General features: G+C 36.2%; 15 protein-coding genes and 1 pseudogene. 14 read left to right on the top strand and 2 right to left on the bottom strand.

What is annotated here, in order from left to right; genetic code table 11:
* Positions 1-129: 129 nt before the first annotated feature.
* The 8 genes and pseudogenes from MUA88_RS09345 (at position 130) to MUA88_RS09310 (ending at position 6,971) form a co-directional block, all read left to right on the top strand.
* Complete coding sequence (locus MUA88_RS09345) at positions 130-1,206, top strand: NAD/NADP-dependent octopine/nopaline dehydrogenase family protein (RefSeq protein ID WP_262605453.1); 1,077 nt, start codon at positions 130-132, stop codon at positions 1,204-1,206.
* Between the two features lie 146 nt (positions 1,207-1,352).
* Positions 1,353-1,691, top strand: a complete 339-nt coding sequence (locus MUA88_RS09340) for a PH domain-containing protein (RefSeq protein ID WP_262605452.1) — start codon at positions 1,353-1,355, stop codon at positions 1,689-1,691.
* Positions 1,692-1,841: 150 nt separating this feature from the next.
* Positions 1,842-2,909: an LLM class flavin-dependent oxidoreductase gene (locus MUA88_RS09335; protein ID WP_262603885.1), complete on the top strand. Its 1,068-nt coding sequence runs from the start codon at positions 1,842-1,844 to the stop codon at positions 2,907-2,909.
* 1 nt (position 2,910) lies between these two features.
* Positions 2,911-3,264 (top strand): DoxX family protein, encoded by a 354-nt coding sequence (locus MUA88_RS09330; RefSeq protein ID WP_262605451.1) that lies wholly within the window; start codon positions 2,911-2,913, stop codon positions 3,262-3,264.
* Positions 3,265-3,614: 350 nt separating this feature from the next.
* Positions 3,615-3,961, top strand: a pseudogene (locus tag MUA88_RS09325) (transcriptional regulator, SarA/Rot family).
* A 264-nt stretch (positions 3,962-4,225) separates the two neighbouring features.
* Positions 4,226-5,386, top strand: coding sequence for an acyl-CoA dehydrogenase family protein (locus MUA88_RS09320; RefSeq protein WP_262603882.1), 1,161 nt, complete (start codon positions 4,226-4,228; stop codon positions 5,384-5,386).
* 128 nt (positions 5,387-5,514) lie between these two features.
* Positions 5,515-5,892: a YbaN family protein gene (locus MUA88_RS09315; protein WP_262603881.1), complete on the top strand. Its 378-nt coding sequence runs from the start codon at positions 5,515-5,517 to the stop codon at positions 5,890-5,892.
* A 161-nt stretch (positions 5,893-6,053) separates the two neighbouring features.
* Complete coding sequence (locus MUA88_RS09310) at positions 6,054-6,971, top strand: ABC transporter substrate-binding protein (protein ID WP_262603880.1); 918 nt, start codon at positions 6,054-6,056, stop codon at positions 6,969-6,971.
* 34 nt (positions 6,972-7,005) lie between these two features.
* Here the strand turns inward: MUA88_RS09310 and MUA88_RS09305 are convergent, their stop codons facing one another.
* Entirely contained in the window at positions 7,006-8,526 is a 1,521-nt protein-coding gene (locus MUA88_RS09305; RefSeq protein WP_262605450.1) for a sodium:solute symporter family protein, read from the bottom strand.
* A 180-nt stretch (positions 8,527-8,706) separates the two neighbouring features.
* Positions 8,707-9,588 carry an N-acetylneuraminate lyase gene (locus MUA88_RS09300; protein ID WP_262603878.1) on the bottom strand — a complete coding sequence of 294 codons (882 nt, stop codon included), beginning with the start codon at positions 9,586-9,588 and terminating at the stop codon, positions 8,707-8,709.
* A gap of 333 nt (positions 9,589-9,921) precedes the next feature.
* Here MUA88_RS09300 and MUA88_RS09295 point away from each other — a divergent pair, with 333 nt between their 5' ends.
* The 6 genes from MUA88_RS09295 (at position 9,922) to MUA88_RS09270 (ending at position 14,593) form a co-directional block, all read left to right on the top strand.
* The gene (locus MUA88_RS09295; protein ID WP_262605449.1) at positions 9,922-10,605 is read left to right on the top strand and encodes a FadR/GntR family transcriptional regulator; all 684 of its coding nucleotides are present in this window, start codon (positions 9,922-9,924) and stop codon (positions 10,603-10,605) included.
* Complete coding sequence (locus MUA88_RS09290; protein ID WP_262605448.1) at positions 10,586-11,449, top strand: ROK family protein; 864 nt, start codon at positions 10,586-10,588, stop codon at positions 11,447-11,449. The genes MUA88_RS09295 and MUA88_RS09290 overlap by 20 nt, the downstream gene beginning before the upstream one ends.
* A 101-nt stretch (positions 11,450-11,550) precedes the next feature.
* Positions 11,551-12,111 (top strand): biotin transporter BioY, encoded by a 561-nt coding sequence (locus tag MUA88_RS09285; protein WP_262603875.1) that lies wholly within the window; start codon positions 11,551-11,553, stop codon positions 12,109-12,111.
* A gap of 22 nt (positions 12,112-12,133) precedes the next feature.
* A complete protein-coding gene (locus MUA88_RS09280; RefSeq protein ID WP_262603874.1) occupies positions 12,134-12,886 on the top strand; it encodes a GNAT family N-acetyltransferase in 753 nt (250 codons plus the stop codon).
* 429 nt (positions 12,887-13,315) lie between these two features.
* Positions 13,316-14,083 (top strand): hypothetical protein, encoded by a 768-nt coding sequence (locus MUA88_RS09275; protein ID WP_262605447.1) that lies wholly within the window; start codon positions 13,316-13,318, stop codon positions 14,081-14,083.
* Positions 14,084-14,161: 78 nt separating this feature from the next.
* Positions 14,162-14,593, top strand: a complete 432-nt coding sequence (locus tag MUA88_RS09270) for an Rrf2 family transcriptional regulator (protein WP_262603871.1) — start codon at positions 14,162-14,164, stop codon at positions 14,591-14,593.
* Positions 14,594-14,613: the final 20 nt, after the last annotated feature.

The raw sequence follows: 14,613 nt of genomic DNA, 5'->3' as shown, positions 1-14,613 counted from the left end.
TGATAGAGGGTATACATATATTAAATGGTAAAAAACAATTTCTTTTCTGATGACATTTTGTTACTATTCTGATGAACACAGTAGAAGATTTGTGTTAATTAAAAATGAGATATAGAAAGAAGGGTATATATGAAAATAGCAGTTGTAGGATCAGGGAATGGGGCTGTGACAGCAGCGATTGATATGGTGGATCAAGGACATGATGTGGAGTTGTATTGTCGTAATCAATCAATTGATAAATTTGACAAAGCGTTGGCGCAAGGAGGCTTTCATTACAATAATGAAGGTAAAGAAAGCTTTGTAGAATTTACAGCAGTAAGTGACAACATGGCATATGTTCTTGAAGGTGCAGAAATTGTTATGGTTGTCATTCCATCATCACATATTGAATATTATGCTGAATTAATGGCGCATCATGTGACTGAAGATCAGATTGTTTTCTTTAATATGGCGGCTGCGATGGGGTCAGCACGTTTTATTAAAGTATTAAATGAATACAAGATTGATACACGTCCTGTGTTTGCTGAGGCGAATACGCTAACTTATGGTACACGTGTGAACTTTGATGAGGCAAGAGTTGACTTATCATTAAAAGTTCGTAAAGTGTATTTCTCAACATTTGAAGAAGAAGATTTAATTGATGCATACCATAAAGTAGAACAAGTTTATCCACATATTGTTAAAGAAGAATCATTATGGCGCACGAACCTTGAAAACGGAAACCCAGAGGTACATCCGGGACCTGTTCTGTTAAATGTTGGGCGTATTGATTATAGTGATCACTTTGCATTATACAAAGAAGGGATCACACGACATACTGTTCGCTTATTACATGCGGTAGAACAAGAGCGTCTGTCATTAGGACGTAAGCTTGGTTTTGAACTTGAAACAGCAAAAGAAGCACGTATTGAACGTGGTTATTTAGAGCGAGAAATGGAAGATGAGCCATTGAATAAAATCTTTAACCATAGTCCAGTATTTTCTCAAATTCCAGGGCCACATAAGGTGAATAACCGTTATTTAACAGAGGATATCGCTTATGGGCTTGTGTTATGGTCTAGTTTAGGACGAGAGATTGGTGTACCAACACCGAATATCGATGCCATTATTACGATTGCATCTACAATTTTAGATCGAGATTTATATAACGAAGGTTTAACCATCGATTATTTAGGACGAGACAATGTTGGCTTAATCTCGTACTAATGGCTAAAAGTGAGCTATCATGTCAGCGTCAAGTCTGTTTACGATAGGGGAATTGTTCTATTCATAACTTATGGCGAAACTTTTAACCATCCAATGGCTTTCGTACGTCGATATAAGTTTAAAAAATGAACAAAAGGAGACAAATCATGATTTTAGATAGAGTGAATCCAGAAGATTTATTTCCAACTGAGAAGACGGGCCCTTCTGTTTTGGGGAAAATTGAGTACACGGTGAATAGTCAGCGTGAATTTGAAGGGGCGTACATTGCGACAAATGAACGTTTGATTATGAATGTTGATATGAATGGCCAATTTTATTACCGCAATATTCCATATAATGAAATATCAAGTATCTCATTTGAAGATGATACGTTATGGATGGGGTTTGAAGTTGGTAAAGTAGCAATGAGACATATTCAAAATGAGCAGATAGATGATTTTATTAATTATGTACAACAACAAATCAATAAATATGCGGGTGCATAACTGAATCAGTGAATGTGCGATATTCCATGAAGTTTGTGGGGTATCGCACTTTTTATATGTATGTTGAACTAAGATATTGACAGGACTGAAATAGGGGCCTATAATCTAGGTATAAAAAATATACTTAAATAGAAAGTGAGGGATACACACGTGACAAAAGTAGAAATTGGTTTAACATCATTTGGTGATAATCAAGATATTTATACAGAAAATGGGCATACACCCGCTATTTCAAATGATGAACGTATTCGAAATATTGTAGAGGAAATTAAACTTGCCGATGAAGTTGGCTTGGATGTCTATGGATTAGGAGAACATCATCGACCTGATTATGCTGTGTCAGATCCTGGGACGGTACTTGCTGCGGCAGCGGTAGTAACAGATCATATTAAATTATCATCAGCCGTAACAGTTTTATCATCTGATGATCCTGTACGTGTATATCAACAATTTGCAACGATTGATGGCCTTTCCAATGGACGTGCGGAAATAATGGCAGGGCGAGGCTCATTTATTGAATCATTTCCGCTTTTTGGTTATGATTTAAATCATTACCAACAACTCTTCGATGAGAAGTTAGAGTTGTTGATGATGATTAATAAGCAAGCAGTGATTCATTGGGACGGTCAGCTACGTCCGAGTATCGATGGACGAGGTGTCTATCCACGTGCTGTGCAAAAAGAGCTACCTATTTGGTTGGCGACAGGTGGGACACCAGAATCGTCGTTAAAAGCAGGACGCTTAGGTCTACCGATTACTTATGCAATTATTGGAGGGAATCCAAGACGTTTTGCGCGAAATGTTGCGATGTATAGAGCAGCAGCTGAATCAGCAGGTTTTGATGCGAATCAATTACAAGTGGCAACACATTCATGGGGTTACATTGCTGAAACAGATGAACAAGCGCAACGTGAGTTTTACCGACCAACAGAACAGCATCATAATGTTTTAGCAAAAGAACGTGGATGGCCACCTTTTACAATGGAACACTATCAAAGAGAAGTCGGTCCAGAAGGTGCGATGTATGTCGGAAGTCCTGAAACAGTCGCACAAAAAATTATTGATACGGTGGAAGCATTAGGCATTACGCGTTTTATGCTACACTTGCCAATCGGATCTATGCCTCATGAACGTACGATGAATGCCATTCGCTTATTGGGTGAAGAGGTAAAACCAATGGTAGATCAATATTTTTTAGATAAAGAAGGAGAGAAATAATATGATTACAAGATATGCAACAAACTTAAAAGTAGCAAAAGAAATGTTCGATGCAGCACAACCTAAGTTAAAAGGTGACGAAGGGATGAAACAAGCATTTGAACAATTTAACTTACAATCAGAATTAGTAAAAGTAGTAGGGGCTGCGGAAGCGGCTGCCGCAGGTTTACTAGGTTTAAGTATTTTTAGTAAACGTTTCTCACAACTTGGTTCAATCATCACTTTAGGTGTGATGGGCGTTGCGATTACGAAACATTTACAAGCAGGTCATGGTAAAGAAGGCGCTCAACATGCAATTGATGTTGCACAACTTGCTGGTTTGAGCTTAGTAGATACATTCACTTCAAAAAAATAATGAATCATAGGAAAGGCGCTGAGCCACAGTGTTTAGCTCCTAAATAGAGTAGGATGGAAATCTTTTAAAGCAAAAAGGTTTCTATCCTGCTCTATTTTTTGTTTGTACTGAAAAAGCAATAATACATAAAAACAAGTGTCTAAAATAGAAAATTATAACTCTAAATTTAATAAATGTGAAGTGAAATTTAAGATGAAAATAAACTGAAAATTAAAAGGCGAAATATTGATAATCAAGTGAATTAAATTTAAAATATAGTAACAAAACATTTAAACTTATATGTTTATATAGTTTGTAATTGTATTTAATATACCTTTCTTCAACTTAAAGGTATATATGGGGGGAACAATATGGAAAAATACGCTGTTAAAGATATGAAAGATTTGATGATCATTAGTTACACGTCTAAAAATTTACAATCAGCAATCAAGCGTCAATTTAATTTGACATATGAAGAGTTATTCATTTTGACATTTATTCATGAGAATCGTGCGGCTTCATACAACGTCAAAGACATCATACGCGCTTCGGAATTCAAACCATATTACATTACAAAAGCACTTCAAAAGTTAAAAGAATTAGGATTTTATCGAAAAAAAGAAATGAACAAGATGAACGTACAGTTATTGTAGAGGTCAATAAAACGCAATACCGAAAAATGGATGCATTGTTTGAAAAAATTGAGGCATTATTTTAATAGTATTTAAATACTTCAAAGATTTATAGGAACTGAGGTAAAAGAGCTGAGGTTGAGACATGATCAATGAGTACGCCAAGAAACTAATAAATGGCGATCTAAAGGTAGGATTTTGTCCCAATCTCAGGTTTTCTTTTTGATACCTCAGTTTTTTATTTTGTATTTGTGTCAATCATATGGCTTTTAAGAGAGGGATAGGAATTCCGAGTAAAATGTATTATAATGTTGAGTGAATAACTAAGAATAAAGGTTGTGAATGTAATAATGAAATCGGTATTAGTTCAAACAGAAATACAACGCGAGTGGATTCAAAAGTTAGAGCAACAACGCGAGAAATTTCAGTCATATGCACAATCAAATGACGAACAAAGTCGCTTTCCATATGAGAACATTCAATGGCTTGTTGACTCAGGATACACGCAATTGACATTACCAAAAGAATATGGTGGTGCAGGTGCAACACTCGAAGATATGGTCGTTTTACAAACAGTCCTAGGATCTATGGATGGTGCAACAGCACTTTCAATTGGGTGGCACGTAGGACTTGTTGGTGAACTCTTTGAAAGACAATTATGGGATAAAGAAGTATTAGATGAATTTGCAGAGGCTGTTAAAACAGGTGCTTTAATTAACCGTGCAGTGAGTGAAGCGGAAACAGGTAGTCCAACACGTGGTGGTAGACCAAGTACACATGCTACATTAGAGGGTGACACGTATACATTGAATGGTGTTAAAACATTCACATCGATGAGCCTTGGTTTAACACATGTGATCGTTGCAGCTTATATTCCTCATAAAGAAAAAGTTGGTTTCTTCTATATTCCAAAAGAAGCAGAAGGACTGGAAGTAGCAGATAACTGGAATGTTGTAGGTATGAGAGCAACTGAAAGCCATGACTTAATCTTAAATGATGTGAAAGTTCACGAAAAATATTTGGTGGAAATTAAAGGAGAAGGACCTAAGTATCAAAATGGTTGGCTATTGCACATTCCAAGTACTTATTTAGGTATTGCCCAAGCAGCACGTGATTATGCAGTTGATTTCAGCTTAACGCATAGCCCGAATAGTATTGAGGGTACCATTAGTGATTTACCTGTTGTACAACAAAACTTAGGTAAAATGGAAACAAAACTCATTGCTGCACGCCATATGTTATGGAGTACAGCTCGCGCGTATCAAAATTTAGGTGAGAATGATAATATTGCAGCTGAAACATCAGCGAGCAAAATCATCGTTATGAATGAAGGATTAGATGTTGTGGACATCGCAATGCGTATTGTTGGTGCAAAGAGTCTTGAAATGGACAGACCTTTACAACGCTATTACCGTGACATGCGTGCTGGATTGCATAACCCGCCTATGGAAGATATGGCGTATACGAATATTGCACGTGGTGTCTTAGAAGAACGACGTGAACAACATTAAAAATAGTTGAAATAATGTGTTAGTAACTGGTATGTGAACACAATAAGAGACGTCCAATCATAAGGATGAGATTGAAAGTTACTATAACCATCTATATAATGAAGGTATTCTATTAAAGGAGAATATCTATGCGGTTATTATTAGTACCGGTTGGCGTCATTTTTACACTACTCGGATTTGCTGGAGCCGTATTACCTCTATTACCAACAACACCATTTTTATTGGTTGCAGTGATCTGTTTTGCCAAAAGTTCAGATCGTCTGCATGATTGGTTAGTGAAAACACGTCTATATCAAGCGTATGTAGAAGATTTCCGTAAATATAGGGGCTATACTATGCGCAAAAAGATACAGTTATTGCTTAGTGTGTACCTCGTTGTCGGCTTTTCTATTTGGATGGTAGATATCTTATGGGTGCGTATCGGTTTGGTGATTATGTTGGCAATCCAAACAATCGCACTATTTACATGGGTGAGAACGCTCCCAGAAAGTCATGACAATCGTTAACATCAGTTGCTGAAGAACATTTATTATATAGAACAGATAGTGAAGGGGTATCCCTCTTTTAGCTATCTGTTATTTTTTTGAAAAAATGATTGCAATAAACAATAAAACAAAATATAATAACAATGATAATCATTATCAATTAAATGACGGGAGATGTATTGATGAAAAGATTACTATTTTCTTTACTAGCGCTTGTTTTTGTTCTTGCTGCATGTGGCCAAAGTGGTGACGGTGAGAAGTCTAAGGCGGATATGAAAGCACTTGAATTAAAAACAGCAGATGGTTCACAAAAAGTAGATATTCCTAAAGATCCAAAACGTATTGTTGTATTAGCACCAACATATGCGGGTGGACTTAAATATTTAGATGCCAATGTTAAAGGCGTTGTTGAAAGTGTTGATCAAAGCCCAGTATTAGAAAAACACTTTAAAAATGTAGAAAAAATTGGCGCAGAAGATGTTGAAAAAGTAGCAACATTAAAACCAGACTTAATCTTAACTTATAACACAGATAAAAATGTTAAAAAGTTAGAGAAAATTGCACCAACACTTGCGATTGATTATGGTCAATATAACTATGTTGAACAACAAGAATTACTTGGTAAAATTGTTGGCAAAGAAGATAAAGTGAAAGAATGGAAAGCGGATTGGGAAAAACAAACACAAAAAGATGGTAAAGATATCAAGAAACATCTTGGTGAAGATACAACCGTTTCAATCTTTGAAGACTTCGATAAAAAAATCTATGCTTACGGTAAAAACTGGGGTCGTGGAAGCGAAGTTATTTATCAAGCATTTGGTTTAAAAATGCCTACTGAATTAGAAAAAGCGACAGAAAAAGATGGATGGAAAGAAATCTCTAAAGAAGAAGTTTCAAAATATGCGGGAGACGTTGTTGTCAGTGCTCAAGCAAAAGGTTCAGCTGAACCAGAATTCCAACAAACAGATATGTGGAAAAACTTACCTGCTGTTAAAAATGACCGTGTCATCAAAGTAGATTCAAATGTTTACTGGTATAACGATCCGTACACATTGGATATCATGCGCAAAGGCTTAAAAGAACAATTAATGAATAAATAAAAAAGAGGCGATTGCCTCTTTTTTTTATTCAATTTTAATGCTGTTTTGATCGATAAGTTACTTCACCATGTTTGTCGAAAATAGTAAGACCAGAAATATCTTTCTTAGGTTGTGGAATAATAAGACTTGCTACATAAGCCACTACAAACGCAATCACAAATGCTAAAATCGATACGTAGAATGGTGAACCTGCACCACCGATACCTTGTAAGAAGTAGCTTGCGATCACTGCTACGATGATACCGATAATAACACCCACACCGTGTGTACGTTTTGTGAAGATACCTACTGCAAAAATACCCGCAATCGGTACACCAAACAGTCCAGTAATCAATAAGAATAAGTCCCAAACATCATTTGAGTCTGCTGCAATAAGATAAAGTGAAATAAGCATACCAATTAAACCAACGGCAACTGTTGCAAAACGTGCAAAGCGTACTTCTGCTTTTTTACTCTTCTTACCGAAAAAGCGCTGTTTAATATCGACAGACAGACAAGCTGCAATCGAGTTTAAACTTGAAGAAATGGTTGATTGTGCTGCTGCAAAGATGGCTGCAATGAGCAAACCAGCAACAAATGGTGGCATTTCAGTTAAGATGAAATACGGTACGATAGATGATGTATTAAAGTTTTCTGGCAATGTTTGATGTTGTGCATAGAAAACATATAGCACAGTTCCCATACCGTAAAAGAGTGGTGCTGAAATGATCGCTAAAAGTCCATTTGTCCAAATAGATTGTGATGTTTCTTTAAGTGATTCAGATGCTTGATAGCGTTGAACAACATCTTGGCTAGCAGTGTATTGTTGTAAGTTGTTGAATATACTTCCTAAGAAAATGATTGGAATTGCAGCAGCTGTTGCATTCATTTTCCAGTTGTCCATACTGATTAATTTTTTATTTTCTACTGCATCACTGATAACAGAAGAGAATCCACCGTCAATATGTGTAATACCAATGATGATAATAACAAGTGCACCACCTAATAAGATGATACCTTGGATAAAGTCACTCCATACAACCCCTTCAAAACCACCAAGGAATGTATAAAGAATACATAAGAGACCTACTAAGCTTGCAACAACATATGGATTAATATCTGATACAGATGTAATCGCAAGTGTTGGTAAGTAAATAACAATCGCAATACGTCCTAAATGGAAAAGGACGAAAAGTAAAGAACCAATCACACGAACGGCAGGATTAAAACGTGCTTCTAAATATTCATACGCTGATGTTACACGTAACTTTTTAAAGAATGGAATGTAGAAATAAATGAGTAAAGGAATAATCGCGACAATTGCCACATTACCCGCAATATAAGACCAATCTGTTAGGAATGATTTCTCTGGTGTGGACATAAATGTAATCGCACTTAATGTTGTAGCATAAATAGAGAAACCGACAACCCAAGCTGGCAAACGACCACTCGCTGTAAAGAAGCTGTCTGTATCTTTACCGGCACGCTTTGTAAAGAACGCACCAATACATAATATAAGTAATAAGTAGAGAACTAGCGCAACCCAGTTCCAAAAACCAAAACCAATTGTTTCCAAAGTAAAAACCCCTTTCATAAAGCAGCTTAATAAGCAATGAATGTAAGCGTTAACATATAAAGTTAGTAAAAAGGAAAGAGATAAGGCAAATATTCAGAAGTATGTTGTGTATACTTATATGCTATCTCTTTCCGAATAGACAATCAGAAATATTAAAAAATCATTTTTTATAGCTGTATTTTATAGATTGTATTTAGCAATTAAATCTTTAAGGACTGGACGATGTTTTTCATCAAATGGGTGGAATGGTGCTTTCGGTAAGCCTGTATCAATTCCTTTTTCAGATAAAAATGCTTTAAGTGTTGGATAAAGTCCCATTGCGATCACTGATTCAATAATATCGTTTGTTTCATGTTGTAGTTCGTATGCGCGTGCCACATCGCCGTTTTGCGCAGCTTCAAATGTTTCACGAGCGCGCACACCATTGATGTTGTACGTTGAACCAATCGCACCATCAACCCCGGAAATAGCAGCTTGTACAAGCATTTCATCAAATCCTGAGAAGATAAGTTTGTCAGGGAATGCTTTGCGTAAACGTTCTAATAAATAGAAGTCAGGTGCTGTGTATTTTACACCGATGATATGTTCATTTTCGAATAAAGATTCAAATTGCTGAATTGAAATATTCACACCAGTAAGGCCTGGAATAGAATAAATGATCATATTGTTTTGTGTTGCTTCGATAATTTTGAAGTAATAATCACGAATTTCTTCAAATGTAAATGGATAATAGAACGGTGTGACAGCAGAGAGTGCATCATAACCTAACTCTGTTGCATATTTACCAAGTTCAATTGCTTCATTTAGATCTAATGAACCGACTTGTGCAATAAGGCGAATCGCATCTTTTGCCTCATCTTTTGCGATTCGGAAAACTTCTTTCTTTTGTTCTGTATTCATTAAGAAGTTTTCTCCAGAACTTCCGTTAACGTATAAACCATCTAATTTTTGAACATCAATTGCATTTCTAACGATTTGGCGGAGTCCAGCTTCTTTCAATTGTCCAGCTTCATCAAATGGTACGAGTAATGCTGCATATAAACCTTTTAATTCATTATTCACAAAAAGCCCTCCAAAAATTTTTATTTGCCACATTGGTCTGACCAATTTATAATTTAATTGTAAGCGTTAACAAACTGTAGGTCAACATAAAAGATAAAAAATAATCAAGTAATGCATAAACAGAGATTATGAAAGGAGCGATTTCGGTTTGAGTAGAATCAGAGCGATGAAGTTCTACCAAGAATTCTGCTTGTCGAACACTGACACCACGAGCTTGTAAGAGCAGTGATTAGAATTTAAGTTGAACAAATTCTATTTGCAAAAATGTGATTGCTTGTTACGATCGTAGGTATATAAGTGAAATAAATCATTCAAAATATGATTGAAAGAGGAATGGGTAAAGTGGAATCTATCGATAAGATAACGTCACGTCAGAGTTTGAAACAAATTGTAGTTGAAAAAATTAAAGATTATATTATTAAGGAAAATTTGCAAGTAGGGGATAAGTTGCCTACTGAACGTCGACTTGCTGAAGATTATCAAGTGAGTCGCTCTGTCATTAGAGAGGCATTAAGTTATCTTGAAAATACAGGTGTGACAGAAAGTGTACAAGGTCGTGGAACATTAGTTAAAGAACAAGATATTCGACCATTAATAGAAGGGTTTTTGTTTAGTTTTCAAGTGTCACAAGGGAATTTAAAAGACTTGATGATGTTGCGTCTTACATTTGAACTTGCTGCGATAGACGTGATTGAAAGAGAACAAGCATCTATTGAAGGTATTGCACAAACATTGATTGATGATGTTGAACAATTTGATAGTGAAGCTGATCGAGCATTTCATGCACAAATATTAATGGCAGTCGATTCAGAACTGTTTAAGCAAATGAGTGCCGTTGTACATGCTTATTTTTATCGTACACCGATTGAAACATCAGAGGCACAAAATTTAAAAAGTATGCTGGAACATCAACAAATATATGAAGCATTAGAAATGAAAGATTACCTTAAAGCGAAAGCATTACTGACAGATCATCTTATGAAAGGGGCAGAATACTATGACGAACATCGCATTTGATATCGGTGGAACTTACATTAAATCAGCTATTGTAGCAAAGGACGGTTCGCTTTCTCACTATCAAAAAGTACGTACGCCAGTAAATCAGGATGATGCGATTATAAAAGAAGTAAAAAAACAATTAGAGGCATTTAAGCACCAACATCAATTGGAAAATATTCGAGTAGGCATTTCAACAGCAGGTGCTGTAAACCGTGAACAACGTAAAATCGCATATGCTAATCCCAATATTTTAGATTATACAGGTACGGATTTTGAAGCGCACTTATCACCTTATGTAGAGGAACTACATGTCTATAATGATGTAGATGCAGCATTACTCGGTGAACGAACAGTACGCTCAGATGATATAGAGAGCATGTTTTGTTTAACCTTAGGCACAGGGATTGGTGGAAGTTACTATCATAAAGCATTTGGATTAATGACAGGGGCACGTCATCGACCAAATCAAATTGGGAATTTACTTTATGATCCTGAAACAGATACCAACTATGAGCAACGTGCGTCAACAAACGGCTTAAAGCGGCAGTTAACTGATAATGGGTATCCGTATCTCCCTATTCCAGATTGGTTTGAAATGGCGAGTGCTGGTGATGCAAGTGCACAAAATGAGTTAAAGCAGTGGGCTGCAGAAGTCGCGCGTGGTATTGCAGAAATTCAAATTATGTATGATCCCCAAGAGATTATTATTGGTGGTGGTATTTCTGCACAAGGAGATCGATTACTAAATCTGATTGTGCCACAAGTAAAGAAATATTTGCCAAAAGATTATGGGCACGCTGAAATCAGTGTAGCGCAATTACAAAATAATGCCGCACTATTAGGTGCAGTTTCTCAATTGTAAACTTTTATAGACTTAAAGTTTACTATGGTGGTATAATACGGCATAGAATCTTAAAGCAAAATGGCAGGTTCTGATTTTCGTATATACTGGAGGAACTCTTATTGAATACAAAATATTTAGTTTACGCAGCCTTAATGACAGCCATCATTGCAGTAATGGGGCTTGTTCCAGCGATTCCATTGCCGTTTATCCCTGTACCAATTGTGTTACAAAATGTGGGTGTCTTTTTAGCAGGAATTATACTCGGACGTAAGTATGGCGTATTAAGTGTTATTGTCTTTTTATTACTTGTGATGGCTGGCGCGCCTTTATTATCAGGAGGACGTGGTGGTTTTGGTGTATTTTTAGGACCATCAGCAGGCTATCTAGGCATGTATGTTATTGTTGCATTTTTAATCGGATGGGCGCGTGATCACCACTATGATAAACTAAACTTTGGACGCACACTTGCTATCATCGTGATATATGGTGTGATTCTCCTTGATGCAGTAGGTGGAATTGTGATGGCGCTCATCATTCATATGCCAATTGACAAAGCATTATTACTGTCATTGACGTTTATTCCTGGTGATTTAATTAAGGCAGTGATTGCAAGTTTGATTGCAGTTGCATTATATCGTAATCCAGTGACAGCGCGTATCATGAGACAACTATCTGCATAATCATAACAAAGCAGGTGATAAAATGAATGTCACAATGGGGCACATATATACAGATGGTTTATTAGTCAAAGAAGATGACAGAGTGAAGTATTATCGAACACCAGATAGGCCGCTTAAATTTGATGCTAATAAGTGGTGCTATAAGAAAATGCCAGATTTATTAACTTTTAAAAATGATATAATTCAGCAAGGTGAGGCACATCAAGCACAGGGATCCACACATCTCAACTTTGACTTTCCTCAAGATATTAAACCATCCATAGATATGTTGCAGTATTTACGTGCAGAAGGTTTTTCATTAGGGTGTGTCGAGCTTTATATGATTGAAGCGGCACAGTTAAGAAAGTTAGCACAGGAACCAATTCGCTTAGAACGTATGACTACTGAAGAAAGCGTAGATGATTATTTTTCTGTTTTCACACCTTTAAGTATCGAGTATGGCGAAGCGTATATTGAAGAATGTCGTCGCCATATGAAAGATATTTTGTCAGATATATCGCATCCAATCCATTATTATATTGCTTATGAAACGAATAAGCCGATTGGTATTATCAATGTGATACAGAGTGAACACTTTGTAGAAATTGATGGTTTTGCAGTTCTAACAGAATATCGCTATAAAGGTATTGGTTCTCGTATACAGGCAGCAGTAGGAGGAATGGCAGGAGAAAAACCAGTAATACTCGTGGCAGATGCTGAAGACACAGCAAAAGATATGTATGTAAAGCAAGGCTATACATATATGGGATTTCAATATTCCGCACTTAAAGAATAAAAGTCAGTGATATATATCAGGGAGTGGGACAGAAATCTTTATTACTATAAAAGATTTCGTCGTCTCACCCCGGCAAGGGTGACTAGAAGTTTTGCAGTAGCTGATTGATATGTGACTACGTTTACTTAATAAACTTGTCACACATCTAATCATCTTTGCAGGGGCACTACGACAAAATCATTATAAATGTTTATGATTTTTGTAGTGCTCCCAAAGTTTTCAAAAACGCATTTTCACTTTAGACACCTACTGCCACTAATCTTATATCTATATTCAAAAGGAAGGAACCGGGTACTATGTCCCAGATTCATTCTTTTTTAGATGTCATTTAACAATTATTTAAATAAATGTCTTGCAAAATAAATTTCTATCAACTAAACTTGTTCTTGTATCAGATACGAATACAAATTTAATTATAGGATTGATAATATGCCAAAAAATTATGATAAACGATTTTCACTTTCAATTTTGTTATGGATGCGACAAGATAAAGCTCGTCAGGAAGGAATGGACTATTGGCGAGGAGGACATGCACAAATAATTGCAGCTTCTCCGGGTCTTTTAGAATATCGACAGCAACATTTAAGTGAAACAGAACACGGTTTCTGGCCGAAGATAGATGATTTGGAGACGCACATACCTGAAGATCGTCGTATCGATGGAATAGCAGAAGTGACATATAATAAATTACTTGCTCCTATTGGTGGTCGTCGTCAAACAGCATTAGCATTTGAAGATGAGATTAATGTTTTTCGCAGAACGTTAATGCACATGGGGGTACCATACTCATCACGTTGGTATCATACAAATAATGTTTATTCTGAAACTAAAGTGAGAGATGTTTTTTATATTCGCAGAAAAGATAATGTAAGTCGTGCTAAGTTCAAAAACTTTGTTAATGAAAAGTTAGCTAGTCAAATGGCGGAAATAACTGGTGTGACTGAAGTACGTTCACAAGTATATCTCCCATGGAATAAGGTGACATGGAATACGCGGAATGTTGCACATGACAATCCTAAGGAAGCGCACTTACACGCCTCAATCATTATAGGGTTCTCAGATGAAGTAGCTAGACAAGAATTTTATGATCGTCATGCCTTCAACTTTAACAGCGAACTGATAGATTATGCGTCAGCAATGCACGCTTATCGTATTGATGAAACTTTACCGTTTGTTTTAGATGGTAAGAGACTATAAAACAAAAGACTTGTTATCACGTATAGAACATGATAAACTTGTTCTTGTATCAAATACAAGTTGATTGAGGGGACACATATGGACACTAAATTTACAGTGGCTTTGCATATTTTAGCTATGATTAGTGAGAGTGAAGAAACGTTGAGTTCTCAGACTTTAGCAGAGAGTGTTGGAACAAATCCGAGTTATATTCGTAAAGTAATCGTCCTTTTGAAAAATGCAGCGCTTATTCAATCGCAACAAGGACGCTCTGGATATCAATTAAGCAAGTCGCCAGAACAGATGTCTTTACTTGAGATATACTTTGCCACTCAAGAAATTAACAAGATTACACTTTTTGAAATTCCACAAAATATTAATCAAAATTGTCCAGTTGGTCAGCACATGGAGGGGGCAATAAAGCCTATCTTTTCAAATATTGAGCAACAGTTGGAAGAAGAACTATCTCGTCAGACACTTGACGATGTGATTGATAATCTTTATAAAACAGCCAAAAGACCACGAATCTGACTTGTCAGTAAGTCAGATTT

This window comes from Staphylococcus sp. IVB6240 (genome assembly GCF_025558425.1).
Taxonomy (GTDB): Bacteria; Bacillota; Bacilli; order Staphylococcales; family Staphylococcaceae; genus Staphylococcus.
Note: the sequence above shows the minus strand (reverse complement) of the source record. Positions and strands in the feature narration are given on the sequence as shown.